This is a genomic window from Reichenbachiella agariperforans, from assembly GCF_900142205.1.
In the GTDB taxonomy this organism is placed as follows: Bacteria; Bacteroidota; Bacteroidia; order Cytophagales; family Cyclobacteriaceae; genus Reichenbachiella; species Reichenbachiella agariperforans.
On sequence record NZ_FRAA01000001.1, the window covers coordinates 1,385,603 to 1,411,926 of the forward strand.

Genomic DNA, 26,324 nt, shown 5'->3' on the forward strand with positions numbered 1-26,324 from the left:
CTACATGGTCACCACCAGACAAATGGTCACTTTATTCCTGTGGCTGGTGGTGACCTTACGTTTTGGTTTCATTCAGTCACATTCCAAACACCATCTTCGATCAGCATCATCAAGCAGTTGGCTAACAAAATTTCAAAAAGCCGAGCGCCTAAGCTTAGCATTTTTCTTATCTTGTCGCCTTATCAATCCTCCCGTATTTGATGAAAGTATATTGCCTCCTTAGTCTATTTTTTCTTGCCCTCATACAGCCACTGGCTGCACAGATCCACACCTATACAGTCGACCTGAACAACACATCTGTGGGCTCTTACCAAACGAGCGTTCACATCGCTGACACCATCCACACCACGCAGCAGCTGCAGCTCAGCCTCGTCACCCTACAAGACAGCACCTCTATCTTCATCCAGACCCGCTATCAAGAAGACGCCATAGGTCAGCTACTATCCGCCACCAACGACATCAGCCTATCACCAGGAGATACGATTCACTCCACCTACTCGAACGACTCATTGATCACATCACTCGGTGATTCGAGTTACTTTCAGATGGTTTTGGGACCATACGGGACACAAAAAGTCAGTCAGAGCACACTCCATCATCTCCAAGACAGTATTCGGTTCCGTACCTACTCACCAGACCTCCATCAGGTCGTCACTGTATTCAGAACGCTAACCGACACCAAGGTCATTCGTGCCCAAAAATACTGGGTCATCCATGACTCCATCGCCCAACTGCCAGCTGTAGAGAGCCTCTACGATTTGGACTTCCAATGCTACGCCTCTCAGCAGGCTGGGCCATTCGGCAAAATGGAAATACGTCCAACGAAAAAAACCGTACATACTTCTCCCCTTCTATCCCTACAAGATGACCAAAAAATCATTTCGTCCAACATCTGGCTACCCGATCCAAAAAACATCAATGCCATCCAACTCCTGATCACCACGACAGCCGGCGATACCCTAGAGACCAGCATGGCAGACAATCAGTTCTACCCACTCCCTACAGACAGCCTAGAACTAGCCCACTGTACCGAGTCTACACCCTGGATCAACAAGGACAATTTAGACTTGTTTTACATCGCCGATTCGCTATCACGAGACCTAGCTTCCTCATTAGAAATGGCACAGGCGCTAACTCTCTATTGCCGTAGAACAGCTCCAAAGTACCCCGCCCTAGCCCTCATCAGACTGGCGAGATCCATCGACCTCCCAGCACGCATCGTACATGGCTACTATTACCAATACGGCTATTGGGTCAGCGCGCTTTGGACAGAAATCGGGATCGACGAAGAGTGGCAAATCTTCAATCCCAACAGTCATAGCCCTATCAATCCCAGCCTATACCTACCTATGGTTAAGAGCGACCTACATGATGGGCTTGCCCCACTATTTCTGCATCCCAAAATCGCTGCAATACAAACCACCAACTATCTGCGCAATGGAAACCCTATGTCATCCTTCGAAAGTGAGGAGAAACAAAAAGACACGCACTACGAAAACCTGGGACTGGGACTATCATTTGACATCCCCAAAAAGTACACCCTCACCGAAGACACGACGGTCAAAATCAGTCCTCTACTCCTAGAGCTAAAAAACGACACACACCACATCACGCTGAGCTATGTCACACCTACAGTGCTGTCCGAACAATGGATCGCACAATACCTACTACAGCACACAGGGCAGCTGGATATATCACGTAACAAATACCTAAACTCGAACAATTATCAGGCTATTTCAGAGACCAAGGCGATACTCGTCATACCGCAAGGTGGCAGTGTTTTCATTTGGAAGTTTGAAGGGACTCAACCCGAAAACATGATTGATGCGATCTGCAAGAAGAACCTATTGATAAAAAACTAAATCTTGTCTCACGCCAGCTTAGAACTTCTAGTATTTTCAGCTCCATAACTTTCTAATCTTTCTATCTTTGTCGAAAAAACGGACACGTGCAAAAAGATTACAAAAGATACACCATTACTTCAGCCCTACCCTATGCGAACGGCCCGCTACACATCGGTCATATCGCAGGAGCGTATTTACCTGCCGACATCTATGTGCGCTTTCTTCGCGCCAGAGGCAAAGAAGTGACCTACGTATGTGGCAGTGACGAACATGGTGCTGCGATCACGCTACGTGCCAAAAAAGAAGGAACTACCCCACAGGCCATCATTGACAAATATCATCAGATCAATAAAGATACTTTTGAGAAATTCGGGATTGACTTTGACATCTATCACCGCACTTCATCACCGATTCATCATGAGACCTCACAGGAATTCTTCACCAATCTCTATGACAAAGGAGAGTTCGTCGAGAAGCAATCAGAGCAATTCTATGACGAGGAATACAACCAATTCCTCGCAGATCGATATGTCACCGGGACATGTCCTAACTGTGCCTATGATGCCGCCTACGGAGACCAGTGCGAAAAATGTGGCACATCCCACAACTCCACCGACCTTATCAACCCAAAGTCTACACTGAGTGGCAAAACACCTATCTTAAAATCTACCAAGCACTGGTATCTGCCACTAGACAAATATCAGCCATGGCTCGAAAGATGGCTCATAGAAGGCAAACAAGGACAATGGAAACCCAACGTCTACGGGCAGTGTAGTTCTTGGCTCAAAGCAGGCCTACAGCCTCGTGCCATGACCAGAGACCTAGACTGGGGAGTAGATGTGCCACTACCTGATGCAGAAGGCAAAAAACTATACGTATGGCTCGATGCGCCTATCGGGTACATCTCTGCGACCAAAGCTTGGGCCGCAGAAAAAGGAAAAAATTGGGAAGACTACTGGAAAACACAGAAGAAAAAAGAAGATGAATCATGTTTGATTCACTTCATCGGCAAGGACAACATCGTCTTTCACTGTATCATATTTCCTGCGATCCTACATGCGCACGGTGACTACATCTTACCACAGAATGTACCTGCCAATGAGTTCTTGAACCTAGAAGGAGAGAAAATCTCTACGTCTCGCAACTGGGCGGTCTGGCTACACGAGTATCTCGAGGATTTCCCCGAGAAGGAAGATGTACTCAGATACGTATTGTGTTCTAATGCCCCAGAGTCCAAAGACAATGACTTTACTTGGAAAGACTTCCAGGCCAGAAACAACAATGAATTAGTCGCGATCTATGGCAATTTCGTCAATAGAGCGGTAGTACTAACGCACAAATACTTCGACGGAAAACTACCCAAACTCGGCGCATTAGAAGCTGTCGACAAAGAGGTATTGATAGAACTAGCTGAGTTCCCATCGAGAATATCCGAGAGCATCGACAAGTTCAGATTCCGCGAAGCACTCGCACATCTCATGGACTTGGCCCGCCTAGGGAATAAATACCTCGCTGAGACCGAGCCATGGAAACTCATCAAAACCAACGAGAAAAGAACTGGCAGCATATTGAATATAGCCCTGCAGATCGCAGCAAATCTTTCTATTCTATCAAGCCCATTCTTACCTCGTACTTCAGACAAACTGTCTCAGATGATCAATCTGGGAGATTTTACATGGGCGGATGCCGGTAGGTCAGATTTGCTATTCAGCGGCCAAAATATCGAAGCAGCTAGTCTGCTATTTGAAAAAATAGAAGACGAAGCAGTAGAAGCTCAAATTGACAAATTAGAAAAATCAAAACCCGTGCAACAAACAGTAGAAGACGTAGAGCCACAAAAAGCAGAAGCAGTATTCGAAGACTTCCTCAAAATGGACATGAGAGTAGGTACCATCCTAGAAGCGCAGAAAGTACCCAAATCGAGCAAATTATTACAGTTCAAGGTAGATACAGGGATCGATACGCGAACGATCCTAAGCGGTATCGCTAAGCACTTTACTCCAGAAGAAATGATCGGTCAGCAGGTAACTATTCTAGCCAACCTAGCACCCAGAAAAATCATGGGCGTAGAATCACAAGGAATGATTCTCATGGCAGAAGATGCTGATGGAAAACTAAGACTCGTCCAGCCCAATGAAAAGGTTCAAAACGGCTCACAAATAAGCTAAAAACTAATACTAAATCCCTGAGATCGTCTTCTTTCCTATACGATCTCAGGATTTGATAAATAAAATATATCTTTAAACCTTGAACACCTATGTTCTAGTGGCGAGTAAAGATTAATTATGGCTGATAAGAAAGACATTACTGTATTGTACGTAGATGACGAAGAGCTAAACTTATTTCTATTTGAAAAAAGCTTTGAGTCTATCTATGACGTTGTGACTGCACTATCTGGAGTAGAAGGTCTACAGAAATTAGAAGCGCATCATGACAAAATTATCGTCGTGATCAGCGACATGCGAATGCCCACTATGAACGGCATCCAGTTCATCACCCAAGCCAAAGAAAAATTCAAAAACATCGCTTACTTTATCCTAACAGCATTTGACTACAACGAAGAGATAGAAAAAGCACTCGACGGAAAACTCATCCAACGCTTCTTCACCAAACCATTTGATATCGCAGAGATTCAAGAAGCAGTAGAAGAAGCCCTTTCAGAACTCGACCTGTAAGCCTCTTCAGGCTGATCCTTATTGCTGGGAAGGATCGAAGATTATTTCGTGATTCAAATATTCGAAACCTACCTGATTCGGCTAGACATGTTTGTTGTTGCCTTTGCGAAAGTAACCTTCTATAAAAGCCATTGGGATAACGGTTGAAATAATAAATACCACGTGGCTCTCCCAAATTTCACAGGCTGATCCCGCACTCAGCTCATTCCTTTAAACATAAAAAGCCACCTGTATAAATACAGATGGCCATGTAATCAACTTCAATTATCTTATAAATTAACCGATAGAGATTCTCTTGAAATCTACTACTGTCAACCCTTTGCTCACACCATCAAGATACTGAGCAATAGACTGCTTGTTATCCTTTACGAATGCTTGTGGCAACAAAGTATTCTCTTTGTAGAACTTGTTCAATTTACCTAGAGCAATCTTCTCTAGCATCTCCTCAGGCTTACCTTCTTGTCTTGCCTGATCTTTTCCGATCTCAATTTCCTTCTCTACTACAGTAGAATCAACACCGTCTTTATCAACCGCTACAGGGTTCATAGCAGCAATTTGCATCGCTACATCTTTACCTGCCTCAGTCACATCTTTACCACCTGTGTTTTTCAAAGAAACAAGAACACCTAGTTTGCTACCCGCGTGAACGTAAGGAACGATTGCCTCACCTTCCATCACTTCATAAGCAATGATATCCATTTTCTCACCGATTTTACCGATCATGTCGATGATTCTATCACCAAAAGTATCATCACCAGACTTCAATGCTTTCAACCCTGCTGCATCAGCTGGCTTGTTTTCGAAAGCTGCAGTCGCTAGATCATTCCCTAACTTCATGAACTCTTCGTTCTTAGCTACAAAGTCGGTCTCACATGAAAATGCTACCACTACTCCAGTAGTATGGTCAGCGTTTGTTTTCACGAATACAACACCTTCGTTGGTCTCTCTGTCTGCTCTAGATGCAGAAACCTTTTGCCCTTTTTTTCTAAGCAATTCGATTGCTGTATCAAAATCACCTTCAGCTTCAACCAAAGCCTTTTTACAATCCATCATACCAGCTCCAGTCATCTGACGTAGCTTGTTTACTTCTTGTGCAGTAATTGCCATTTGTAATATCGTTTATGTTTTTTTACTTCTATTTCTATAATCCCGCTGAAAAATCAAACGGGTCTAAACAAAAATTGAATCCCATCAGTTTGGGATTCAATTCTTATATTTTTGATACTATTTCAAAATAGTATGATTACTCTCCTTTTTTGTCAGCGTGAGCTTTCGCTTCTGCCTCCTCTTTCTGCTTCGCCTCGTCCTTGTCTTTCTTTCTCTCTGCTAGAGACTCTTCCAACTCTTTACCAATGTGACTTACGATCAATTGGATAGATTTGAAAGCATCATCATTCGCAGGGATTGGAAAATCAACCTGATTCGGGTCAGAGTTAGTATCCACCATAGCAAATACAGGGATATTCAACTTCTGTGCTTCTTTGATCGCGATATGCTCTCTTTTGATGTCTACTACGAATAGTGCAGCTGGTAGTCTTGTCAAGTCAGCGATTCCACCGAGGATTCTTTCTAGCTTCACTTTCTCTCTGCTGATCATCAACTTCTCTCTCTTCGCCAAGTTTTTGAAAGCATCATCTTTCAACATCTTGTCCATCGAAGACATTTTCTTCAACGATTTTCTGATCGTTGCGAAGTTAGTCAACATACCACCTAACCATCTATCAGTGACGTAAGGCATTCTTAATCTCTTAGCTTCTTCAGAAACGATTTCTCTCGCTTGCTTTTTAGTCGCAACGAACATTACTTTTCGTCCTGATTTCACTATCTGCTTGAGTGCATTTGATGCTTCTTCGAGGCAATCAAGCGATTTATGTAGATCGATAATATGGATACCATTCTTCTCCATGAAGATGTATGGTGCCATTTTAGGATCCCACTTTCTCGTCAAGTGTCCGAAGTGGACACCAGCATCAAGTAAGTCTTTGTGCTGTAGTTTAGCCATTAAAGTTTACTTAATAATATATAAATATAAATTGTATTAACGCTTACTGAACTGGAACGCTCTTCTCGCCTTTCTTCTACCTGGCTTCTTACGCTCGACCATTCTAGGATCTCTTGTCAAGAATCCTTCTTTCTTCAAAGGAGGTCTGTGTTCAGGGTTGATTTCTACCAATGCTCTAGAGATCGCCAATCTGATACCTTCAGCTTGACCTTTCATTCCTCCTCCAGCAACATTAATATTCAAATCATAATTACCGTCTTCTTCCAGCAAAACCAATGGTTGCTTAACGATAGTTTGATAAATTTCAAAAGGGAAATACTCTTTGATGTCCCTGTTGTTGATCTTAACATCTCCTTTACCTGCTGACATATACAGTCTAGCTACAGATGTTTTTCTTCTACCAATGGTGTTAGTTACTTCCATTCAGATTAAAGTTTTATCTCTTTAGGAGTTTGTGCTTCGTGCTTGTGCTCTCCCCCTTCGTATACGTATAAATTATTGAACAAAGCTCTACCCAGTCTGTTCTTTGGTAGCATGCCTCTTACGGCTCTTTCTACCAAGATAGTAGAAGACTTTGCCTTCACTTGATTAGGGGTTTGAACTCTTTGACCTCCTGGGTAACCAGTATGCGAGACGTATTTTTTATCCGTCCACTTCTTTCCTGTCATTTTCACCTTGTCTGAGTTCACAACGATTACGTTGTCTCCACAGTCCACGTTAGGTGTAAAACCAGGTTTGTGCTTTCCTCTGATCATTTTAGCAATCTCACTTGCTAACCTTCCCAATACTTTTCCTTCAGCGTCAACCACTACCCATTGCTTGTCAGCTGTAGCTTTATTGGTGATTGCTGTCTTATAACTTATTGAATCCACTTTTCTATTGATTTTATAGTCAAAATCCTACTGCCCTCAAAAAGGGACACAAAAATAGAAATTTTGTTGACAAAAAACAAGGCAGAGTTCAAAAATTAAAGCAGTACCTTCATATTTCTCTCTGGGATCACCCAAATTTCTCAATCTTGCTGATTATCATGCTCAAATCCTTAGGATAATCGCATGAAACCTCGATCGCTTGACCATCAAATGGATTGATTTCAAGACTAAATGCGTGCAAGGCTACTCGATCAAACAGAGGTCTTTCTTCTTTCCCTTCTGCGAGTTTATATTTTTTCTTGATTGCCGACAAAAACACTGGTTTGCCACCATAGTAAGTGTCTCCACAAATCGGAAAGCCTAGATAAGCCAAATGCACTCTAATCTGATGACGTCTACCTGAGACAGGCTTAGCCTCCACCAAAGTATAATTCCCTAAGTATGCCTTGGGTCGGAATCGAGTCAGTGCTTCTTTTCCCTGACGTGGGTCTGTTTTGACTCGGCCTGAGCCAGCTATTTTGAGTGGTATATCGACCTGTATCGTCTCATCCATAAACCGCCCCTCTACCAGCGCATGGTATACCTTCTCTACATCTCTAGACTCGAACTTCATAGCTGCCGCGCGATAGGCCGCTTCATTCTTGGCTAGGAGTAGTGCACCACTGGTTTCTTTATCCAAACGATGACATACAGTGATCTCAGGATAATGCTCACGAAATAGAGACAAGACATTGTAATCATCGTTTCGATCCTCCAAGGTAGAAATAGACGCAGGTTTATTGATCACCAAATAATGGTCATCTTCATATACTATCAGATCTGGAATATTAATTTTCTTCAGCACTAGTCTTCTTTTCGGCAAAGAAAACCAAAGAAATTGAAATGGCGACTATTGTGCAATATACTTATCTAGCTCAAAACTAAACTCTGACCCTTCTCCAGGTGTGCTTTTCACATGAATATCACTGTCATGAGCCTCCACGATGTGCTTCACAATAGACAACCCTAGTCCTGTTCCTCCAATCGCACGTGCACGACTTTTATCTACTCTATAGAAGCGTTCAAAGATTCGATTGAGGTGTTCGGGAGGAATACCAATCCCTGTATCCTTGACAATGACCTGCTGACGCTCCCCTAAGTCTACCACAGACACTTCTACTACCCCTCCTTCATCCGAGTACTTGATGGCATTGGTGATAAGGTTAACCAACACCTGATAGATACGTTGCTCATCGGCTTTTACTTTGATGATCTCATCACGCTCATGATTCATCTTAAGTGTAATATCTGTCTTCTGAGCATTATTTTCCATCTGATCAAAGATCTCAAAAATCATCTCGCACAGATTCACTGGCTCCAGATGCATGGTAATATCTCCAGCCTCCATGTGAGAGACGGTTAGCAAATCTTGCACGAGCATGTCCAAACCGTCTAAGTTCTTAGCCGCTCGCTTGAGGAATTTCATCCGATTCTTCTTATCATCGATAGCTCCGTCCAGTAGCGTATGGACAAAACCTTGCGCAGCGAAAATGGGTGTCTTCAATTCATGAGAAACATCAGCCAAAAACTGCCGTCTAAATTTCGCTAGCTGCTTTAGTTCTTCAATCTCGCTCTGCTTACCGTGTGCATAAGCATAGATCTCTTCATGGATTTGAATGATAGAGCTATGTCCGTATTTCTTATTAGGCTCTAATTGGGATAAATCATTGGCTCTGATCTGCTCAAACATATTGTAGATGCTTCGGAGCTCTTTGAAAAACAAGAATTCCAAAACAATATTGATCAAGATATATCCTGTACCAAACGAAATGAAGAATACGAGCCAGTATGCGTAGTTAGGAATATCAGGCAACAGCATCAAACTACCTAAAACAATGGCAGCAATACACCCTGACAAAATAAGAGATAATCCCCTAGAGTTTAATAACATATTAGTTTACGATCACTCAGCATCAAACTTATACCCTACCCCTTTGATAGTAGCGATATAGCCATCACCAATTTTTTCTCTCACCTTTCGCACATGAACATCTACTGTCCGTGCCAAAACATAGACATCCGTACCCCATATATTATAAAGCAGCTCATCTCTACTAAAAACTTTGCCTGGATGCTGAGCTAAAAAATATAGTAATTCAAATTCTTTTTTTGGCAATGAGAACTCCTCATCATTACGCTTGACCGTATAGCTTTGTTTGTCGATATGCAAATCTCCAGCAGTGACCTTTTCCTCTTGATCAACTTCTTTCTTGGATCGCCTAAATATCGCATTGATTCGACTCATCAAAGCGCGTGGCTTAATAGGCTTTGTCAAATAATCATCTGCACCATTTTCAAAAGCAGCTACCTCAGAATATTCTTCTACACGAGCCGTCAAGAAAATAATAAAACTATTCGCTAATTCTTTGAATTCACGGAGCTGACGACAGGTCTCTACTCCATCCTGTCCTGGCATCATGATATCCAACAGAATCAAATCAGGCACAAAGGTCTTAGCAATTCTCACTGCCTCCATACCATTCTCAGCCACTTCTACTTGATACCCTTCCTTCTCTAGATTGTATTTCAGCAAATCCAAAATATCAATCTCATCATCTACAACCAGTATTTTTTTATTCACAGACATGTTTATTATACCTATTAATTGGTATTAATCTAAGATTAAATACCCCTCAAAACTTATACTTTTTATTCAATTACCGACCAAAAAAGGCAAGTAGTAACAAAATAGTAACATTATGGAAATATACCAATAGTATTTTGTTAGTGAGGTAAAACATAAGGCAAAACATTTTGAGCATTTATTCCAATAGGATTAAATAGGAATTACTGGAAAAATAAGCCTTCTAATATTAACTAACCCACTATGGGATGAAAGCACCATAGATTTAGGGGGAAATGAAATTCTCTACATTCCGAATCAAGACCTTAGATCGATAGGCACTAGATTGTAGATAAAAAAGTAGCAAATTTTTATCTACATACTAAAACCTAGATACTAGTATCCTATTGAGATTGATAGAAGCTCAAGCGAGATGTACTAAAGTCCATAGTTTTAACTCCAACTGGGACCAATAAAAATAAAACCATTGAACTACGATATGCTTAATCGTTTAAAATACAAGTAAACAACACAATTCTATCCATATAAAATCACAATATGACTCATGATTTATGCTCTATGAATCATGAGTCATAGCCCTCTCAAGCATTTTATTCGATCATTGTAAAGCAATCTTAGGTTGTGATCAAGTGTTTCAATTCATCACTTCACTACAACTCTAGCTTGCAGCAAAGGATGACTTTGGAGTGACTAAAATATACTTCTATCGAAATAACTTTTCGTTCAGAGATTCACATCACCCATGTCTAGCCGTTCATCACCGACTACAAACCAGATGAACATTTGCTAATTAAATAGATTAGAATCATTAAGCTCCCAAACATGGAAGAAGGAATACTGTGGGGAATCGATCTGGGTGGCACCAAAATAGAAGGGGTAATACTCGATCAGTACAACGACAACAAAGTACTCTATCGAGAACGAGTACCTACTGAAGCCTCCAAGGGCTACCCACATATACTCAATCAAGTCAAAAAACTGGTGGATTCGATGGTAGCACATCATGGCTGTAGACCTACTCGTCTAGGTATCGGCACTCCAGGTACAATGAATCGACACAGTGGCTTGATGAAAAACTGCAATGCTACAGCCATCAATGGGCAGCCCATGCAAAAAGACCTCACAAATCTACTGGGAATAGAGGTCAAAATGGCCAATGATGCCAACTGCTTTGCTTTGGCAGAAGCAAAATTGGGAGTGGTCAAACATCATTATCCCGACGCTCAAGTAGTATTTGGAGTCATATTGGGCACTGGTGTAGGCGGTGGGTTGGTCATCAATGGACACATCATCAATGGACACCATGGTATCGGAGGAGAATGGGGTCACAATTTGTTGTCTGGTATGGAGGGGCGCCCGTGCTTTTGTGGCAAAGAAGGAGACAACGAAAGCATACTATCAGGCCCATCGCTCGAATGGTACTATCACCAAAAAACAGGAACGCAAAAGCCTCTCAAAGAAATCATCGAACGAGCTAGAGCAAAAACTGACTCAGGCGCTATAGATACACTCGACAGACTGACCGATGGATTTGCCCGAGCAATCAGTGTGGTCATCAACATCGTGGACCCTGATGTAATCGTGATAGGCGGAGGTGTAGGCAACATAGACGAGATCTATACAACGGGAGCATCTCGCATCCCTGCGTATGTTTTCAATCACGAATTTCAAGCTCCAATAGTCAAACCTGCACTGGGAGACAGTGCAGGCGTATTTGGTGCCGCATTTTTAATCGAAGAATAAATCAACACAGAGGTTCTTGATAGCAAAAGGCCACAAGAAGAAATAAATAATTATCATGAAAAATTCCATTTTGATCGTTGTCCTCGCTGGACTACTTGGCCTGGGATGCCAACAAAAGCAAAAAGAAGTATTCAACGTCGACCAGCAACTCGACTACTGCGTGGCACAAGCCAAAAAAACACTCCAACAGTTGCCCAACGACTCGGCTTCTATCCCTAGAAACATCCCACACGACAGTGATGAATGGACATTGGTCAAATACAGAGACTGGACCAGCGGATTTTGGCCTGGTACGCTTTGGTACCTCTACGAATACACAGGAGATACTGAATTGAAAAACGCTGCAGATCAATTCACCATGTATCTAGAACCTCTATCTGTAGAATCTGCCACGGATCACGACCTTGGATTTCAAGTATACAACAGTGCAGGCAACGGCTATAGACTGACGCAAAACCCTGAGTACAAAGAAATGATCCTAAAAGCCTCCGACACACTGGCTACATTGTACAATCCAGTTGTAGGCACCATACTATCTTGGCCTGTCAAAACTGAGTATCCCCACAATACGATCATAGACAACATGATCAATCTAGAGATGCTTTCATGGGCTGCAAAAAATGGTGGTACAGATTCGCTTAAAAACATCGCTGAGACACATGCCGACAAAACGATGAACAACCACTTCAGAGATGACTATTCGGCGTATCATGTAGTAATCTACGATACCATCAACGGTAACAAAATCAAAGGCATCACACACCAAGGCTATGCCGACCACACCATGTGGGCCAGAGGACAAGGCTGGGCAGTATACGGGTACACGATGATGTACCGCGAGACCAAGAATCCAGAATACTTGAAAACAGCACACCAAACAGCCCGTGTATATTTGGATAGACTACCCGAAGATTTGATCCCCTACTGGGACTTTGACGCACCCAATATCCCCAACGAGCCAAGAGATGCATCTGCTGCCGCCTTGGTCGCCTCTGCCCTATTGGAACTGTCCAAATACAGCGATGAAGAACTGGCACAAGAATATGTAAGCAAAGCCACTGCAATGCTAGAGGAATTGTCCACCAACTACCAAAGTGGCAACAAAAACTCGGCTTTCTTGCTCCACTCCACAGGACATAAGCCCAACGGCTCTGAAATAGACGCATCTATCATCTATGCAGACTACTATTATGTAGAAGCCTTGCTGAGGCTAAAAAAATTGCAACAGGGAGAACCAGTAGTCAATTCTGTATTGGCCAGTTTCGAGCCAGAGCAGAACAAGTCATAATCACAGCAACAATTTTTTCGCCCAATATACAGAACCGACAATTGTCCAAAACCCAAACATGGGATTCGGACAATGAACCGGGGATGGAATGTTGGTTCTGAATGGGTGAAAACCTGACAACAACAAGACAAGATGAACAAAAGACTAATATATTATGCAATCGTAGTAGCCATGGCCGGATTTCTATTCGGTTTTGATACCGTGGTGATATCGGGAGCCAATCTCCCCATCAAAGAGCTATGGCAAACCTCCGAATGGTTTCATGGCACATTCATCATGTCCATGGCACTCTGGGGCACCGTGATAGGTGCTTTGTTTGCGGGTTTTCCTACGGACAAATACGGACGAAAGAATACCCTGATCGGTATCGGTGTTTTGTATTTTGTTTCGGCAATCGGATCAGCACTCGCACAGGATCCATACCTCTTCTCATTTTTTAGATTTGTCGGTGGATTAGGTGTTGGTGTTTCCTCTATCGCCGCTCCTACGTATATTTCTGAAATAGCCTCAGCGAACAACCGGGGCAAATTAGGTGCTCTCTACCAATTCAATATCGTCTTTGGTATTTTGATTGCCTTCATCTCCAACTACCTGCTCGAAGGAGTCGGTGGGGCCAACGACTGGCGTTGGATGCTCGGTGTAGAAGGTATCCCTGCCTTGATCTATATGCTCTTGGTATTTGGGATTCCCAAAAGCCCAAGGTGGCTCGTCCTGCACCAAAACAACAAAGAAGCAGCGATGGAAGTACTTCAAAAAACATCTAGCCTTGAAGAAGCACAAAACATATTGGAAGACATCGTCGCAGATCAGCAGCCTGTAGGTAGCAAAAGAGAACAGGTTTTCTCCAAAAAATACCGTGTTCCACTCTTACTGGCCTTCTTGATTGCGTTCTTTAATCAACTCTCTGGTATCAACTTCATCCTCTACTATGCACCAGAGATTTTAGAAAAAGCAGGATTTGCTACTTCAGACTCCTTGTTTAGTTCCATCGCCATTGGCTTAGTCAACCTCGTATTCACCATTGCTGGGATGTATCTTATCGACAGAGCAGGCAGAAAACAGCTGATGTACATTGGATCGATAGGCTACATCATCAGTCTATTCATGGTAGCTTTTGGCTTTTATACAGATGCGTCGGCAGGGTTCAAACTTGCCTTCATTCTGATGTTTATTTCCTCACATGCCATTGGACAAGGTGCCGTGATCTGGGTATTCATTTCCGAAATATTCCCCAACAATGTACGTGCTTTCGGTCAATCTTGGGGCTGTGGTGTACACTGGGTATTTGCCGCTCTCATCACCCTATTTGGTGCCGTATTGATCAATGTATTTGAACCATTTGTGGTCTTTGCCTTCTTTGGCGGTTTGATGGTACTCCAACTGTTCTTTGTGCATCTGATGATGCCTGAGACCAAAGGAAAGTCACTAGAAGAATTGGAAAAAGAACTGATAAAATAACCTATACCTTGAGTTTCTTCCTTGTAGTAAGTAATGTTTTTAACTGTTGATTTATTGGTAATAAGTTTAGTAAATAGTAAATAAAGTTCGAGGGTCTAAGGTTATTTGAGGCTATTTCTCATCCGAGAAATAGCCTCTTTATTTTTGACACCCACCCATTTTATCTCTGGGATCAGATGTCAGCATAGTAGAAATATAAATCTTCAAAGGCTGGCTTTCGAAAGCAGACTTCCCATTTCATGAGCAGTCTGATGCATCGACTGCTTCAGCAAAAGCACTCTACTATCATCCCCCATGCTAACAGGATGCGCTATTGCATCAGAAAAACAAAAAGCCATACAAAAACAGCGTCTGTATGGCTTGATAAACTTTATTAGCTCTCCTTAAGTAACCTACTTCTAAGTTGAAAACCGTCTTCTCATCTCAACTCGATTGACATAGCAAATCCTGTATTGGCTTCCAGCTGTAGTACCAATTGATCTTCAGCAGTTAACTCCAGCTCTTCTATTTTCACATGGGTACGAGTCTCTATCGACTCATCATCAGTATATAGTTTAGCAACATATTTTTGTCCTCGATCGAGAAAAGAAAAATCTAAATTCACCGCTCTTGTCTCTGGGCCAGAGATTCCTCCAATGTACCAACTTCCCCCTTTACGTCGAGCAACAACCCCTAGTCTGGCAATCTCTGCTTCCAGCACCTTGGTCTCGTCCCAGGTCGTCGGAACTTGATCAAAAAACGCCAGCTCTGGCTCGTTACCGATATGCTTGGTATCCCCCCAAAGACCATCCAACTTTTCTGGAGATGCTGCTGGTTTGTCGTACCAATAGAGAAATTGCAACGGGCTAAACAAGCATACCGTTTTGGCCAGTTGAGAAGCATGAGAGCCCATCGTCTCCACGCGCTTGTTGTAGTAGCACACGGTATTGTCCGCAGCTCCTGCCAGCATACGCGTAAACATGGTTATGAGTGTATGTTCATTGCTTACGCTGGTTTCATCACCTGCTATACCTTCCTGAGTGAGCAGGTTTGGATAAGTTCGCGAAAAACCGGTCGGCCGATACTCATCATGCACATCTACGACCATCTGATACGCTGCGGCTTTGGCTATCGCCTCGTGCAACCAAGCGGTGGCTTGCTGATCCCCCACTCGTACGAAACCAAATTTGATCCCTGCTATGCCCCACTCAGCAAACAACGGCAGTAGCTCATCTAACTGTCGCTCCAGAGAACGTCGGTTGACATAGAGCATAACCTTAATTCCTTTGCTCTTGGCATAAGCTGTCACTGCTTTCATATCGAATGGCCCCTTGGATCGCTTAGGATCCAAAGTCACAGTCGTAGCATCCGAACTGTCCTTCATCTCATTGCCATACCATCCAGCATCAAAATGCACATACTGCATCTGATGATCTGCCACAAAATCGATGGCAGCCATAGCTCCCTGAGTAGTCAGGGTTGTTTCTCTCAAAACCTTGCCAGGTTCTATCCAGGATTCGTCCTCTATTGCGCTTGGAGGGTTGAGGTTTTGGATCAGGTAGTTTTGTTCTAGCAACTGGCCATGATCATCGGCCAGCATTACCACCCGCCAAGGTGACTGTAGAGGTAGGTGGGCTTTCACCTTCGAATGCCCTTGACGTTGACTCTTGAGTGCACCAGTGACCGTATCCTGCACCGTCTGCACCATTTTGCCATCTAGGTTCGACAAGATGCTCAAACCACCTGCAGGGTCTGCGCTAAAACTGAGCCGAGCAAAATCTACCAGCCTAGCTTCGGCCAAAGCTACGACCTGACTGTCCTGCTCTATGACCAATGGGCGTTCGGCCCCATACGGCAACTCACTCAGTGGCACACGACTATACTCCCCCTGTGCGGTCAGTTTGCCCGGCTCACGCTCGGGGGTCGTCCATACAGGAAAATCCTGTTCAAAACGGTAGTGGATCAGCTCATCGTCGATGGCAATATCCTCCAGTCCGTTTTGTTTAGGGATTTGATAAGAAAAAGCGACACCTTCGTCATAAGCACGGCAAGTCAGCAATACTTCTGCCCTTTCGCCTTTTAGACGAAAACTAGCCTGGCTATATCGGTTGGGTACTTGGCTCAACTCACCAAAACGAGTGGTCCATTCTTCCTCTACCGAAACACGCCCCAATTCACTAATTTCTACCTTAGAACCAAAGTCCAAATCCTCTGTAAGCAACTGCAGCGAAGAAGGCAAAATCACCTGACGACCTTTGTAAAGCACCGAAAAATTCACCAAGCCACCTTCCTCCTGACTGGCAGGGCTCAATACGATCTCACTATTTCCATTGGGAGAGGCCAACTGTAGTTTTTGTTCCTCGTCACAACTAGTTAAAAACATCACTAGCCCGAATACTATCAAAAGTGTTTGTTTTACTGTTTTCATATTTTATTGTCTACATAAAGCCTGAGCAGTAAGTAATCGTAAACCAAACGAGCAGATTACATGTTGTCAAACTATCCATTTTTGAGAAGTAAGAGAGACTAAAAAAGGCTGAAGGACACCCCCTCAGCCTTCACTCGAATTACTAATAATTACTTATGGTCACGGTACTGATCGATCTAGGCTTTAGGTCCAGATTGACCTTCTGGTCTCCAATATTCACGGTGCGGAGGCTGTTTTGCTCCGCGCCGTTGTAGAGTAAGACGACCACTGTCCCGTCTGCTTTCTTGAAAGCCAATTGGTTCTTTCCTTCTGATTTCAAAAAACGATCTCCCGGCTGTACGAAATGAGAGATATGCTTGAAAAGGTAGTACTCGTCGGTGTATTTCACTTGTTTGCTGTCGCGATCTATTACGACCATGGAGTTTTGCGGCCAGCCCCAGGCACTGCTGCCTGTCTCGTCGAGGATCATGTTCCAATACATATAGGAGCCTGCTCCGCTATTGATGTAGTGCAGCAGATCTTTCCATGACCTTTCCACAGAAGTCCAATCGTTTTCATGCTCGCCGCATTTGTTTTCGGTCTGCATGTATTGGAACTGAGGGTATTCGTCATGAATCGTGGCTATCGCTTTGGCGCCACCCCATTGGAAACCTACACCGGCCAAATACTGCTGTGCTTTTTCGTTGTTCAACACTGTCCTGACATAATTGGGATCAGAGGCATTGACGCTGCCCAACCATATCTTTGATGCCACCCCGTCTTTCTCAAACTGTGGTCCAAGAAACTCACCAATAAAGTAGGCCATGTCTTCTGGTCTCCAGGTACAGCTCGGCCAGTTCGGCTGGAAGGCAATTTCATTTTGCGGCATGATGGCAAACAATGGCACCCCTTCATTGGCATAAGCCGATACGAACTTAGAGAAATAAAGGGCGTAGGCTTCCAGGTATCTTTCTTGCATTTTGAAACCCGTCGCGTTGTTCAAAATCTTCGCTCCTGGATTCATCTTGTTTCCATCTTTGGCATTGCCAAATTCACCGTTTCGCATCGCGTAGTGCTCATTTACCTTCATCCAAGCTGGCGGAGACCACGGCGACCCCCATACTTGCAAATCGGGTCTGACCTTCAAGGCCTCTTTGATAAAGGGGATCAGTATATATCTATCTCTGTCAATATTGAAATCTCGCATCGCAAAGTCCTCCGGCACGTCGTTGGAGCTATAGTAGCTCAAGGCATAGTCACTGGCGCCAATAGGAATGCGGCACATGGAAAAGTTGGCTCCATCCTCCGAAAACATCTCCTGAAAGACTTTGTCTGACTCGGACTGTGACAAATACGACAGTGCGTCCCAACCTAGTTCGTTGAATGCCCCACCAAATCCATCCATCTCCTGCAAAGTCTCCTCAGGGTAGACTGATATGGTGTTTTCAGCAGTAGCCTCAGTTTTGGTCATAAACTTCTTAGGCTCCACCCATCGTTGGCTTTCGGTGGTATAGACCATATCCACATTCTGCGCCATGCTCCCCATCGAGAGACACACGCCAATCGAAACACCTATTAGACTGTTTATTTTCATTGCTCCTTCTTTTAAATCATTGTTTATATTGAACCCTTCAAAAACAGGCCATCATTACTTCATGCGGTATTTTCTCTCCGACTGATTGCGCATCACTACGAGCGCTGCTTTCTCTTTGTCCAGTCTTTCCCAGTCGAGGGATAAAAAGTCATCGACGGTTTTGATCTTCACTCCGTCCACTTCCAGGATCACATCTTCGGGCTTCAACCTGAGCGGTTGCGCTTGTCGATCCATGATCTTGAGTACCATCACACCGGCGATCTCTGGCAGCCCGGTAGCAGACTGTTCTGCCATGGTTTCGATACTCTTGAGCTTCATGCCGCGCCATAGCACCGAGTTGACTACCGCCTGCTGGCTGGCCATGTCTACATCCGGTACTTCTGGGGTTTCGGCCAGGGATTTCAATGCAGGAACTTGCACCCCAAATTGATCCATCGGGAAATTTTCAAAACCTACAGCCAGTGCAGGAGATCCCTCTTCTACACGGTAGTCCAGACTGGCTGGATCTACAAAGAGCGGGTCTCCAAATCGACTCGCAGAATCCAATCCCTTGCTTAGAGATAGCTGCAAAGCATCCTCATTCGTAAAGAAATTTTGGTCTATCTCCTTGCCCCAACCTCTCTGACTTACATCCTGATGGGCTTTCATCGCTATATTCTGACGGATCACATCTTCGGAGTTGGCAAACCACACATGCGGATGCATGCCATTGTTGACCATTACATTGTTTTCTACCACCCGATCAAAACCTTCACGCAGTTTGATACCGCCATTGAGGCAGAGGTTGTTGTAGATATGGTAATTTGACGAGCCATCGTCGAGATCGATATCCCAGCCATGGTCGCAGCGGAAACGGTTGTTGCGAATGATGGTCGTATGGATGGCGTCCCAGCCTGTCATGGCGCGATTGGTCATAGTCAGGCTGTCCATGTATCGACGGTTGGGGTGCCAAAAGCGGTCGCGTCCCCAAGAGTTGAACGAGCCATGATCGCCCGTTTCCAACACGGTATTGAACACGTCGTTGTACTCCAATACATGCCCTCCCCAGGTACCATCACCGATGTTGATGCCTGCACGGGGCACGTCATATATGCTGTTGTGGCGGACAGTGATATCCATTGCCATGGCGATCTCCACGCCGGCGCTTTGTTTTTCCAACCGGCCGATGCGATAGACCAGGTTATTTTCGGCTGTACAATTCTTAGGATATTCGTTGCTCTGAGGGCCTTTGATGGTGTCCATCTCTGCCACGGGCACAAACTGCCCGTAGCGAAACGAAGGTGACCGCACAGCAGAGGCCTCTCCCACGAAGCAAATAGCGCTGGCACCACACTCGTGGATGTGATTTTCGGCTATGTCGATCTGGCGGTTATAGCCACTTACGAAAATCACATTGCCACCCAACTGGGTGAATTCACAGGCCCGTACCTCACAGTTTTCGGCTCCTTCGATGAAAAATGCCGCTCCTCTAAAGATCGACCAGTCGCTGCGGAGCAACTGCTCGTACTCGTTCATAAAAGTACGACGGGTATGCTCAAACTTGATCCCTGAGATACGAATGTCTGTCACAGGTTTTTCTTCACTTCCCTGTAGGGAAATGAGGTTTTCCAAAACGGCTCCTTCGAAAGTTGCAGACGCCATGTCCAGTCCCTGCTCTGGCCAGTAGTACAGTTTTTTACTTTCTCGATCCAGAAACCATTCGCCTGGGCTGTCGAGTTCTTCGAATACATTTTCGACCATGCGGTACTGATCGTGCGGCGCTGAGGGTCGGTTGTTTTGGTGTCCACCCTCTAGGATGGCCTGGCCCGTACTGTCTACTCCTGCTATCTGGTAGTGGAATCCTCCCCATCTACCACGGTGCATGGCATGAAAGTAGGCTCCTTCGGGATGCGACCAAGTACGGATGCGCTCAGGCGCGATGGCATCAGCGGCATGTCCCTGCCAGTCGCCACCCTCCTCGTCGTAGTTGGGATAGCGAGCGAGAATCTGTCCTCGGCCATTGGCATAAAACTGATCGAAATCTGCACCTTCAGGGATGGGAGCTACCTGTATCTTTCCTTGATAGGTTTCCCATTTCAAGTCTAGGAGTACAGAACCCTTGATACTGACCTGATCGCTACCCGCTCCAATGATGTTCAGTCCGCTCTGGGCGGCAGATAATACAATAGGTTGAGTCAATCGGTAGATCCCGGCTTGTATATGTATGGTAATGTCCTGAACTCCTTCCTCCTCCATGTAAAGTTCGGCCACCAGCAGGGCTTTTTCGATCGAATTGTAGGGATCAGCGGCAGATCCTGTGCCCATCGCCTGACCTTCGGGATTGACATAGATGGTTCGGCCCGTCTCTGAACAGCTCCACAGCAAAGCAACTAACGCCCATAGCGTTAGATAGTAAATAAAAGTCTTCATAAGAAAAAAAGGAGAATATGAGTCAGCCAACTGCCAGGGCAAGCAGTCAGCTATTACTCATTCAAACAACTAATTAATATTCTATTTTGATCACAGTCGCGACTGGGTCTACAACCTCAGCTGGCAGCATGATCACAGACTGGTCTGCATCCCACTCCAAGATAGTCGCAGAGTCAGCCAACAGGGTGATTTTCTTCGGCTTGATTTCGGTATTGATCACCAATTGGCCATCTTCTGGCCACTCAAATACATGGGCATAGACTATCCCGTCCTTAGCCGTATATCTTCCCCACTCAGGTCTTTCGTAGGGACTCGCCTGAGCTCCATAAATCGCTTCACCATTTACTTTGGTCCACTTGCCCATGTCGGCCAGACGCTCTACACTTTCGGGCGGGAAGTTCCCCTTCGGATCAGGCCCTACATTGAGCAGAAAATTACCGCCTTTGGACACGATATCGACCAGCTTCTGGATCAGATCTTCACTGCTCTTCCAGTTGGTGTCGGATGGTTTGTAGCCCCACGACCCGTTCATGGTCATACAAGCTTCCCAATCCGCATCAATACCTGTATCAGGAATTTCCTGCTCTGGTGTCCCGAAATCTCCCGCAAAGTTGCCTTCTTTGTCCATACCTTCCATGCCATTGCGACCTTTGTCCACACGATTGTTGACGATCGTACGAGGCTGTATATCCAGGATCATGTTATACATCTCCTTGCCCATCTCTGTGGTATAGTCAGGAATCCAATCTCCATCGAACCAAACTACACCTATGTCTCCGTAGTTGGTCAGGAGCTCCTGAACCTGCGGTTTCAGGTAGTTTTCGTAGTATTTGGGAAACTCAGGATTGAAAACGGTCTGGTCTTTCTGTCCCGCGTTGTAATTGGGGTACAGTGGCGCTTGAGCCTGGGGGTGGTGCCAGTCTACGATCGAGTGGTAGAAGCAAAACTTGATACCTTCCTTCTCACAAGCCTCTGCCAGCTCCTTGATGATGTCTCTCTTGAAATCGGAGGCATCCATGATGTCATAGTCCGTCACTTTAGAATCCCACAGACAAAAACCATCGTGATGCTTAGAAGTAATCACGATGTACTTCATTCCTGCATCCTTGGCCATGGCTACCCATTTGTTCGCGTCAAAATCTGTCGGATTGAACTCAGCGACCACTTCTTTTTCATAATCTTCGATGGTATAGTCCAGCTTGTCCATGATCCACTCGGCACCACCACCACAAATGGTATCGCCACGCTGACCTCCTGGCACTGCATAGGCACCCCAGTGAATAAACATCCCGAATCCGGCATCTCGCCACCACTCCATACGCTCATCATCGCTGATGACTACTTCCTCTTCTGTCGCTTCCTTATTTCCTTCTTTCTCTTTTTGCTGACATGCCGCTCCGAATATCAACAGAGCTGCGCACAAGTAATTCAATGCTTTCTTCATCTTAATTTTTACTATAATAATTGTATCCCTAAGTATAAAAAGTGAAGGTACGACCTATTCTGATCAAGCCTAAATCCAACCCACTACTTCGTCAACTATATCTACTCGCAAGTTCAACAAAAGCAAAGCGGATGCTTATAACTATTGTGTCTGAACCAATCAATTATCGTTCAATGTAAAATAATCTCCATTTTTCTCTAGAGCAAGAACTAAAAAAACCATGGTTATAAATCCAACAATGTATGGCCGAGATGAGCAGTGCTCCTAGGCTGCTAGCCAAAGAATACCTTCTGGAAAAAGAGTAAAGAACACCGTAGAGATACTGGAGGAGTATCTAGGTAAAAGCAATCATTAGGGTTTACGAAAGCTGCTTTTTCATTTACTTTGTAAAACGTAGGCCAATTGGGATGATGTATGAACCAGCCACATTGAATGATCGAAGAAAACAAATGTATAGAAGCCATCGCAAATGGCAGCCAAGAGGCACTAGAGCAACTATTCACCCACTATAGTGATCGCGTATACAACACATTGATCAGCTACACCAAAAACACTGAAGATGCCGAGGAGCTATTGCAAGATGTTTTTGTCACGATCTATCATACCGCACATAGCTTTCAATTCAGCTCATCGATCAGCACCTGGATTTACCGTATCGCTGTAAACAAATCATTGGATTTTCTACGAAAGAAAAAAAGCCAAAAAAGAGCAGGCATCTTCACCTCCATTTACCTCAAAAACAGTACGGAGATCAAATATGAATCCCCCGATTTTGTACATCCCGGAGTAAAGCTAGAAAACAAAGAAGATGCTAAATTGCTCTTTCGTGCCATCGACAATCTTTCTGAAAATCAAAAAACGGCCTTCATCCTGACTCAAATCGAAGGTCTACCTCACAAAGAAGTAGCAGAGATCATGGATCAAAGCAGAAAGAGCATAGAATCACTGGTACAACGTGCCAAACAAAATTTGAAACAAGCGTTAGAAAAACACTACCCAGACCGAGGGATCAAAAATAAAAACACGTCGAAATGAACATGGATAAAGACAATCGCATAAATGAGATCATGAACAGCCTGGAAGGGATACAAAGAGCCAAAGCTCCTCGTGACGGTTTTGCGAAGATTGAACAAGCACTGTCTGAGAAGAATCGACAACTCACACCTCTAGGTCCTTCTACTCCTAACTGGATCAAAGTAGCGGCAGTGGTTGCACTATTAATTTGCCCCAACATCTGGGCGGCTTCTAGTTTTTTTAAATCTTTCACTTCCAGTAACACAACAAATGACGCATACCCCCAATTGATTAATGATTTCAACTTGTACGCATATGAATAACAAAACATACAAAATCGGTTTTTTCGTCTTGCTCGTCATCAATATAACCTGGGTGTCGCTGTTCCTGTTTCGTCCCAAACCTCCCCAAAGACAGAATGACATCAAAGACAAAATCAGTGAAGAACTGAACCTAAATGAGGATCAAAAAAGAATATATGACGGCATGGCCATGCAACATCGCCACACGCTTCGAGGCATTGATCTGCAAGAAAGAGAACTAATCAAAGCGTTCTTCAATCAACTACTTACCAACGGTACAACAGCAAAAGAAAATGTTCAACTAGATAAAATTCTCCAACTCGAGGAAGAAAAAATCATGGTCACTTATCGTCATTTTGAGGAGCTCAAGGGACTGTGTGACGAAAAACAAAGCCTGCACTTCGACAGTGTATTGAAGAGTATTTTGCCCCTCCTGCTTGAGGATGACCAACAGGGCAAAAGGCCTGACAGGCCTCCATTTAGACCGTAGTAGCTTAACTAGGCCACAACTGGCCTAGGGAATTTTTCACTCCTATGGCGAGGGATAAAAAATCTATGCACGTCTAAATGACTAAAACACAAGACATGCAAAAGATTCGATTGATTATGACCTCAGTGCTACTAGCTACTGTGATGCTATCAGCCAATAGTTGTAAAGATGAAAACAACACAACAAATTTCAATCATGACACAGAAATAGGCACCATAGTAGATGTAGATTCTGAGCTATTCCTCCAAGGCACGACGGTTACTGTAGTAGACTGTACGCTTTCGGATGGTACCAATACTACTTGTTATCAAATCATAGCTAGCACTCCTACAGATCATGAAATGGGCCCTTGGTGCCCTGACAACATATCCGATGATGCGGAGGCTGGAGGTATCTGGATAGAAAATGGAGAAGTATACGACGTAGACGGAGCATTCATTGCCAATATGGCCAACTTCTACAGCGACGACACCTGGTTGATGTATGACGAAAATGGAGACGTCTACGTGACCAATACCGAAACAGACTGTATCAATGCAGCCAATCCCAATGTGGGAGAAGATTACAAAAACTATTGCGTAGAATGTATCCCCGACTACATCACTGAATTGACCCGCACTTGGTTGATCCCGACTACACCGGTCAAACTTACTTCCTACGAATACTTTGCGGGCATGGGACCCAACTCATCTGGCCCCTTGGTAAGAGGTATCGCTTTCAATGGCGTAGAATTTTCCGCTTCCGCCCCAGTAGACAACATATTGAGTGCCTATACCTTGGCGCCTTTTGATGATGCAGGAGGACACATCAACGTACACCAAGGCTATCACTACCATGCCGCCACAGGTAAATCTGCACAAATCTCTCAAGAAGACGGACATGCTCCTATGATCGGATATGCCATTGACGGTCACGGCATATTCGCACAACTCAACGAAGACAGCACAGAACCCGATGATCTGGATGCCTGCCGAGGACACTATGATGACACTAGAGGCTACCATTACCATGTAGATGCTCCCGGTTCCAATAATTTCATCAACTGTCTGTATGGTGCATACATCTATTAAAAGAAGGACATGAAGAAAATAACTTTGTTCTTGTTGGGCATAGTGCTTTTGCTGAACTCAGCAAAAGCACATCAAGCTGATATCTCATCAATCACACTAGTACAGCACAATGAACAGTGGACAATGCAACTAAATGCAGCAGCGGCAGCTTTTCAATATGTAGTAAAGCAGCAATTTGGAGAAAATGCATATACCACTGCGGAAGAATTTAATCAGTTGCTAGTGAATCATCTACGTAAGTCAATAGATCTTCGAGTCGATGGCAAGCAAGTAGAGGTCGGTCATGGTTTTGTACAACTCGCTCATGCAACTTCTGTGATCTTCGAACTGCATAGCATTCCCGTTTCGATACAAGAAATTTCAATTCAAAACCAAGCATTCAAAAACATCCATCAGAGTCGCAGCCTATTTAGTATTTCTAAAGAGGGTTTGGAAAAGAAAGCTTTTGTACTCCATAAAGAAAATAACTATCGCCTTGATCTGGCTCTTCAAGACAACGCAATAGTCGAAAACACACAAAAGGCTACACAATCATGGCTAATGCTACCCAGTTTGGCTCTATTGGTAGGATTTACTGTGTATTTTCTATGGAGAGGGGCCTACAAAAGGAAGGGATTGACAGTGACTCACCCGTCATAAACTTACTTTTTCGATTCAATATCGAGGGATCAAGAAAAGACTCACGTCTAAAAGAAAAATAAAAATAACATGAAAATTACAATCAAAACAATGGCGCTTGGTGCACTGATCATAAGCTTCACTTCATGCGCCTCTCAAAAAAATCAAAGCTCCAACAACGAACAACCCCGAATGTCACAGCAAGGTGGTGGTGGACAACAGGGAGGTCGTCAACAAGGGCCTCCTAGCTATGATCAACTACTCTCCGAAATGGATGCGAATGAAGATGGCATGCTAGCCAAGGATGAAGTTTCTGGCCCTTTGGCCAATGATTTTTCAAAGATAGACACCAATGAAGATGGTTTCCTTTCGGAAAGTGAAATCAAAAATGCTCCTCGTCCACAAAGAGGAGGTGGACCTAGATAAGTACTCCGAAAGACTCATCATTCAACTGACATTACCCAAAATTGATGCAGTAATATAATGATTTGG

23 protein-coding genes are annotated in these 26,324 nt (G+C 44.2%); 12 read left to right on the plus strand and 11 right to left on the minus strand.

Going from position 1 to position 26,324, the window contains the following annotated elements; translation table 11 throughout:
* Positions 1-197: 197 nt before the first annotated feature.
* The 3 genes from BUB99_RS05460 to BUB99_RS05470 all read left to right on the plus strand — a co-directional run bounded on the left by BUB99_RS05460 (position 198) and on the right by BUB99_RS05470 (position 4,519).
* Positions 198-1,862, plus strand: coding sequence for a transglutaminase domain-containing protein (locus BUB99_RS05460; RefSeq protein ID WP_139280901.1), 1,665 nt, complete (start codon positions 198-200; stop codon positions 1,860-1,862).
* An 86-nt stretch (positions 1,863-1,948) separates the two neighbouring features.
* Positions 1,949-4,012 carry a methionine--tRNA ligase gene (metG, locus tag BUB99_RS05465; RefSeq protein ID WP_073120169.1) on the plus strand — a complete coding sequence of 688 codons (2,064 nt, stop codon included), beginning with the start codon at positions 1,949-1,951 and terminating at the stop codon, positions 4,010-4,012.
* Positions 4,013-4,129: 117 nt separating this feature from the next.
* Positions 4,130-4,519: a response regulator gene (locus BUB99_RS05470; RefSeq protein ID WP_073120171.1), complete on the plus strand. Its 390-nt coding sequence runs from the start codon at positions 4,130-4,132 to the stop codon at positions 4,517-4,519.
* 276 nt (positions 4,520-4,795) lie between these two features.
* Here the strand turns inward: BUB99_RS05470 and tsf are convergent, their stop codons facing one another.
* The 7 genes from tsf to BUB99_RS05505 form a co-directional block, all read right to left on the minus strand.
* Entirely contained in the window at positions 4,796-5,626 is an 831-nt protein-coding gene (gene tsf, locus BUB99_RS05475; RefSeq protein WP_073120172.1) for a translation elongation factor Ts, read from the minus strand.
* A 136-nt stretch (positions 5,627-5,762) separates the two neighbouring features.
* Positions 5,763-6,521 carry a 30S ribosomal protein S2 gene (rpsB, locus tag BUB99_RS05480; RefSeq protein ID WP_073120174.1) on the minus strand — a complete coding sequence of 253 codons (759 nt, stop codon included), beginning with the start codon at positions 6,519-6,521 and terminating at the stop codon, positions 5,763-5,765.
* A gap of 36 nt (positions 6,522-6,557) precedes the next feature.
* Positions 6,558-6,944 carry a 30S ribosomal protein S9 gene (rpsI, locus tag BUB99_RS05485; RefSeq protein WP_073120178.1) on the minus strand — a complete coding sequence of 129 codons (387 nt, stop codon included), beginning with the start codon at positions 6,942-6,944 and terminating at the stop codon, positions 6,558-6,560.
* Positions 6,945-6,949: 5 nt separating this feature from the next.
* Positions 6,950-7,393 carry a 50S ribosomal protein L13 gene (gene rplM / locus BUB99_RS05490; protein ID WP_073120180.1) on the minus strand — a complete coding sequence of 148 codons (444 nt, stop codon included), beginning with the start codon at positions 7,391-7,393 and terminating at the stop codon, positions 6,950-6,952.
* Positions 7,394-7,520: 127 nt separating this feature from the next.
* Positions 7,521-8,237, minus strand: a complete 717-nt coding sequence (locus BUB99_RS05495; protein ID WP_215975956.1) for an RluA family pseudouridine synthase — start codon at positions 8,235-8,237, stop codon at positions 7,521-7,523.
* Between the two features lie 45 nt (positions 8,238-8,282).
* Positions 8,283-9,323, minus strand: coding sequence for a sensor histidine kinase (locus BUB99_RS05500; protein WP_073120183.1), 1,041 nt, complete (start codon positions 9,321-9,323; stop codon positions 8,283-8,285).
* 12 nt (positions 9,324-9,335) lie between these two features.
* Positions 9,336-10,013: a response regulator gene (locus BUB99_RS05505; RefSeq protein ID WP_370453770.1), complete on the minus strand. Its 678-nt coding sequence runs from the start codon at positions 10,011-10,013 to the stop codon at positions 9,336-9,338.
* A gap of 825 nt (positions 10,014-10,838) precedes the next feature.
* On the opposite strand from BUB99_RS05505, the gene BUB99_RS05510 reads away from it, so the two are divergent.
* From BUB99_RS05510 to BUB99_RS05520, 3 genes are all read left to right on the plus strand, one after another.
* The gene (locus BUB99_RS05510) at positions 10,839-11,759 is read left to right on the plus strand and encodes an ROK family protein (protein ID WP_073120188.1); all 921 of its coding nucleotides are present in this window, start codon (positions 10,839-10,841) and stop codon (positions 11,757-11,759) included.
* A 55-nt stretch (positions 11,760-11,814) separates the two neighbouring features.
* The gene (locus tag BUB99_RS05515) at positions 11,815-13,047 is read left to right on the plus strand and encodes a glycoside hydrolase family 88 protein (RefSeq protein ID WP_073120191.1); all 1,233 of its coding nucleotides are present in this window, start codon (positions 11,815-11,817) and stop codon (positions 13,045-13,047) included.
* 132 nt (positions 13,048-13,179) lie between these two features.
* On the plus strand, positions 13,180-14,505 hold the full coding sequence (locus tag BUB99_RS05520; protein WP_073120194.1) for a sugar porter family MFS transporter: 1,326 nt from the start codon (positions 13,180-13,182) through the stop codon (positions 14,503-14,505).
* A 418-nt stretch (positions 14,506-14,923) separates the two neighbouring features.
* Here BUB99_RS05520 and BUB99_RS05525 read toward each other — a convergent pair whose 3' ends face one another.
* The 4 genes from BUB99_RS05525 to BUB99_RS05540 form a co-directional block, all read right to left on the minus strand.
* A complete protein-coding gene (locus BUB99_RS05525) occupies positions 14,924-16,912 on the minus strand; it encodes a glycoside hydrolase family 97 protein (RefSeq protein WP_073120195.1) in 1,989 nt (662 codons plus the stop codon).
* A gap of 142 nt (positions 16,913-17,054) precedes the next feature.
* Complete coding sequence (locus BUB99_RS05530; RefSeq protein ID WP_073120198.1) at positions 17,055-18,485, minus strand: glycoside hydrolase family 30 protein; 1,431 nt, start codon at positions 18,483-18,485, stop codon at positions 17,055-17,057.
* 54 nt (positions 18,486-18,539) lie between these two features.
* Entirely contained in the window at positions 18,540-20,894 is a 2,355-nt protein-coding gene (locus tag BUB99_RS05535) for a peptide-binding protein (protein ID WP_073120201.1), read from the minus strand.
* Between the two features lie 73 nt (positions 20,895-20,967).
* Positions 20,968-22,338: an alpha-L-fucosidase gene (locus BUB99_RS05540; RefSeq protein ID WP_073120204.1), complete on the minus strand. Its 1,371-nt coding sequence runs from the start codon at positions 22,336-22,338 to the stop codon at positions 20,968-20,970.
* Between the two features lie 432 nt (positions 22,339-22,770).
* On the opposite strand from BUB99_RS05540, the gene BUB99_RS05545 reads away from it, so the two are divergent.
* From BUB99_RS05545 to BUB99_RS05570, 6 genes are all read left to right on the plus strand, one after another.
* Positions 22,771-23,373 (plus strand): RNA polymerase sigma factor, encoded by a 603-nt coding sequence (locus BUB99_RS05545; protein ID WP_073120209.1) that lies wholly within the window; start codon positions 22,771-22,773, stop codon positions 23,371-23,373.
* Entirely contained in the window at positions 23,370-23,675 is a 306-nt protein-coding gene (locus BUB99_RS05550; RefSeq protein WP_073120212.1) for a hypothetical protein, read from the plus strand. The genes BUB99_RS05545 and BUB99_RS05550 overlap by 4 nt, the downstream gene beginning before the upstream one ends.
* Entirely contained in the window at positions 23,668-24,144 is a 477-nt protein-coding gene (locus tag BUB99_RS05555) for a hypothetical protein (protein ID WP_073120215.1), read from the plus strand. The genes BUB99_RS05550 and BUB99_RS05555 overlap by 8 nt, the downstream gene beginning before the upstream one ends.
* A 95-nt stretch (positions 24,145-24,239) precedes the next feature.
* Positions 24,240-25,214: a YHYH protein gene (locus BUB99_RS05560; RefSeq protein WP_245816802.1), complete on the plus strand. Its 975-nt coding sequence runs from the start codon at positions 24,240-24,242 to the stop codon at positions 25,212-25,214.
* A 9-nt stretch (positions 25,215-25,223) separates the two neighbouring features.
* Positions 25,224-25,853: a DUF6702 family protein gene (locus BUB99_RS05565; protein ID WP_073120219.1), complete on the plus strand. Its 630-nt coding sequence runs from the start codon at positions 25,224-25,226 to the stop codon at positions 25,851-25,853.
* A 69-nt stretch (positions 25,854-25,922) separates the two neighbouring features.
* Positions 25,923-26,258, plus strand: coding sequence for a CREC-EF hand family protein (locus tag BUB99_RS05570; RefSeq protein ID WP_084190362.1), 336 nt, complete (start codon positions 25,923-25,925; stop codon positions 26,256-26,258).
* The last annotated feature ends 66 nt before the right edge of the window (positions 26,259-26,324 follow it).

What these genes read in the sequence shown, in the direction of transcription:
- BUB99_RS05470 (WP_073120171.1), top strand. Translation starts at nt 4,130, where the DNA reads ATGGCTGATAAGAAAGACATTACTGTATTGTACGTAGATGACGAAGAG.
- tsf (WP_073120172.1), bottom strand. Translation starts at nt 5,626, where the DNA reads ATGGCAATTACTGCACAAGAAGTAAACAAGCTACGTCAGATGACTGGA.
- rpsB (WP_073120174.1), bottom strand. Translation starts at nt 6,521, where the DNA reads ATGGCTAAACTACAGCACAAAGACTTACTTGATGCTGGTGTCCACTTC.
- rpsI (WP_073120178.1), bottom strand. Translation starts at nt 6,944, where the DNA reads ATGGAAGTAACTAACACCATTGGTAGAAGAAAAACATCTGTAGCTAGA.
- BUB99_RS05500 (WP_073120183.1), bottom strand. Translation starts at nt 9,323, where the DNA reads ATGTTATTAAACTCTAGGGGATTATCTCTTATTTTGTCAGGGTGTATT.
- BUB99_RS05510 (WP_073120188.1), top strand. Translation starts at nt 10,839, where the DNA reads ATGGAAGAAGGAATACTGTGGGGAATCGATCTGGGTGGCACCAAAATA.
- BUB99_RS05515 (WP_073120191.1), top strand. Translation starts at nt 11,815, where the DNA reads ATGAAAAATTCCATTTTGATCGTTGTCCTCGCTGGACTACTTGGCCTG.
- BUB99_RS05520 (WP_073120194.1), top strand. Translation starts at nt 13,180, where the DNA reads ATGAACAAAAGACTAATATATTATGCAATCGTAGTAGCCATGGCCGGA.
- BUB99_RS05525 (WP_073120195.1), bottom strand. Translation starts at nt 16,912, where the DNA reads ATGAAAACAGTAAAACAAACACTTTTGATAGTATTCGGGCTAGTGATG.
- BUB99_RS05530 (WP_073120198.1), bottom strand. Translation starts at nt 18,485, where the DNA reads ATGAAAATAAACAGTCTAATAGGTGTTTCGATTGGCGTGTGTCTCTCG.
- BUB99_RS05535 (WP_073120201.1), bottom strand. Translation starts at nt 20,894, where the DNA reads ATGAAGACTTTTATTTACTATCTAACGCTATGGGCGTTAGTTGCTTTG.
- BUB99_RS05540 (WP_073120204.1), bottom strand. Translation starts at nt 22,338, where the DNA reads ATGAAGAAAGCATTGAATTACTTGTGCGCAGCTCTGTTGATATTCGGA.
- BUB99_RS05545 (WP_073120209.1), top strand. Translation starts at nt 22,771, where the DNA reads ATGATCGAAGAAAACAAATGTATAGAAGCCATCGCAAATGGCAGCCAA.
- BUB99_RS05550 (WP_073120212.1), top strand. Translation starts at nt 23,370, where the DNA reads ATGAACATGGATAAAGACAATCGCATAAATGAGATCATGAACAGCCTG.
- BUB99_RS05555 (WP_073120215.1), top strand. Translation starts at nt 23,668, where the DNA reads ATGAATAACAAAACATACAAAATCGGTTTTTTCGTCTTGCTCGTCATC.
- BUB99_RS05560 (WP_245816802.1), top strand. Translation starts at nt 24,240, where the DNA reads ATGCAAAAGATTCGATTGATTATGACCTCAGTGCTACTAGCTACTGTG.
- BUB99_RS05565 (WP_073120219.1), top strand. Translation starts at nt 25,224, where the DNA reads ATGAAGAAAATAACTTTGTTCTTGTTGGGCATAGTGCTTTTGCTGAAC.
- BUB99_RS05570 (WP_084190362.1), top strand. Translation starts at nt 25,923, where the DNA reads ATGAAAATTACAATCAAAACAATGGCGCTTGGTGCACTGATCATAAGC.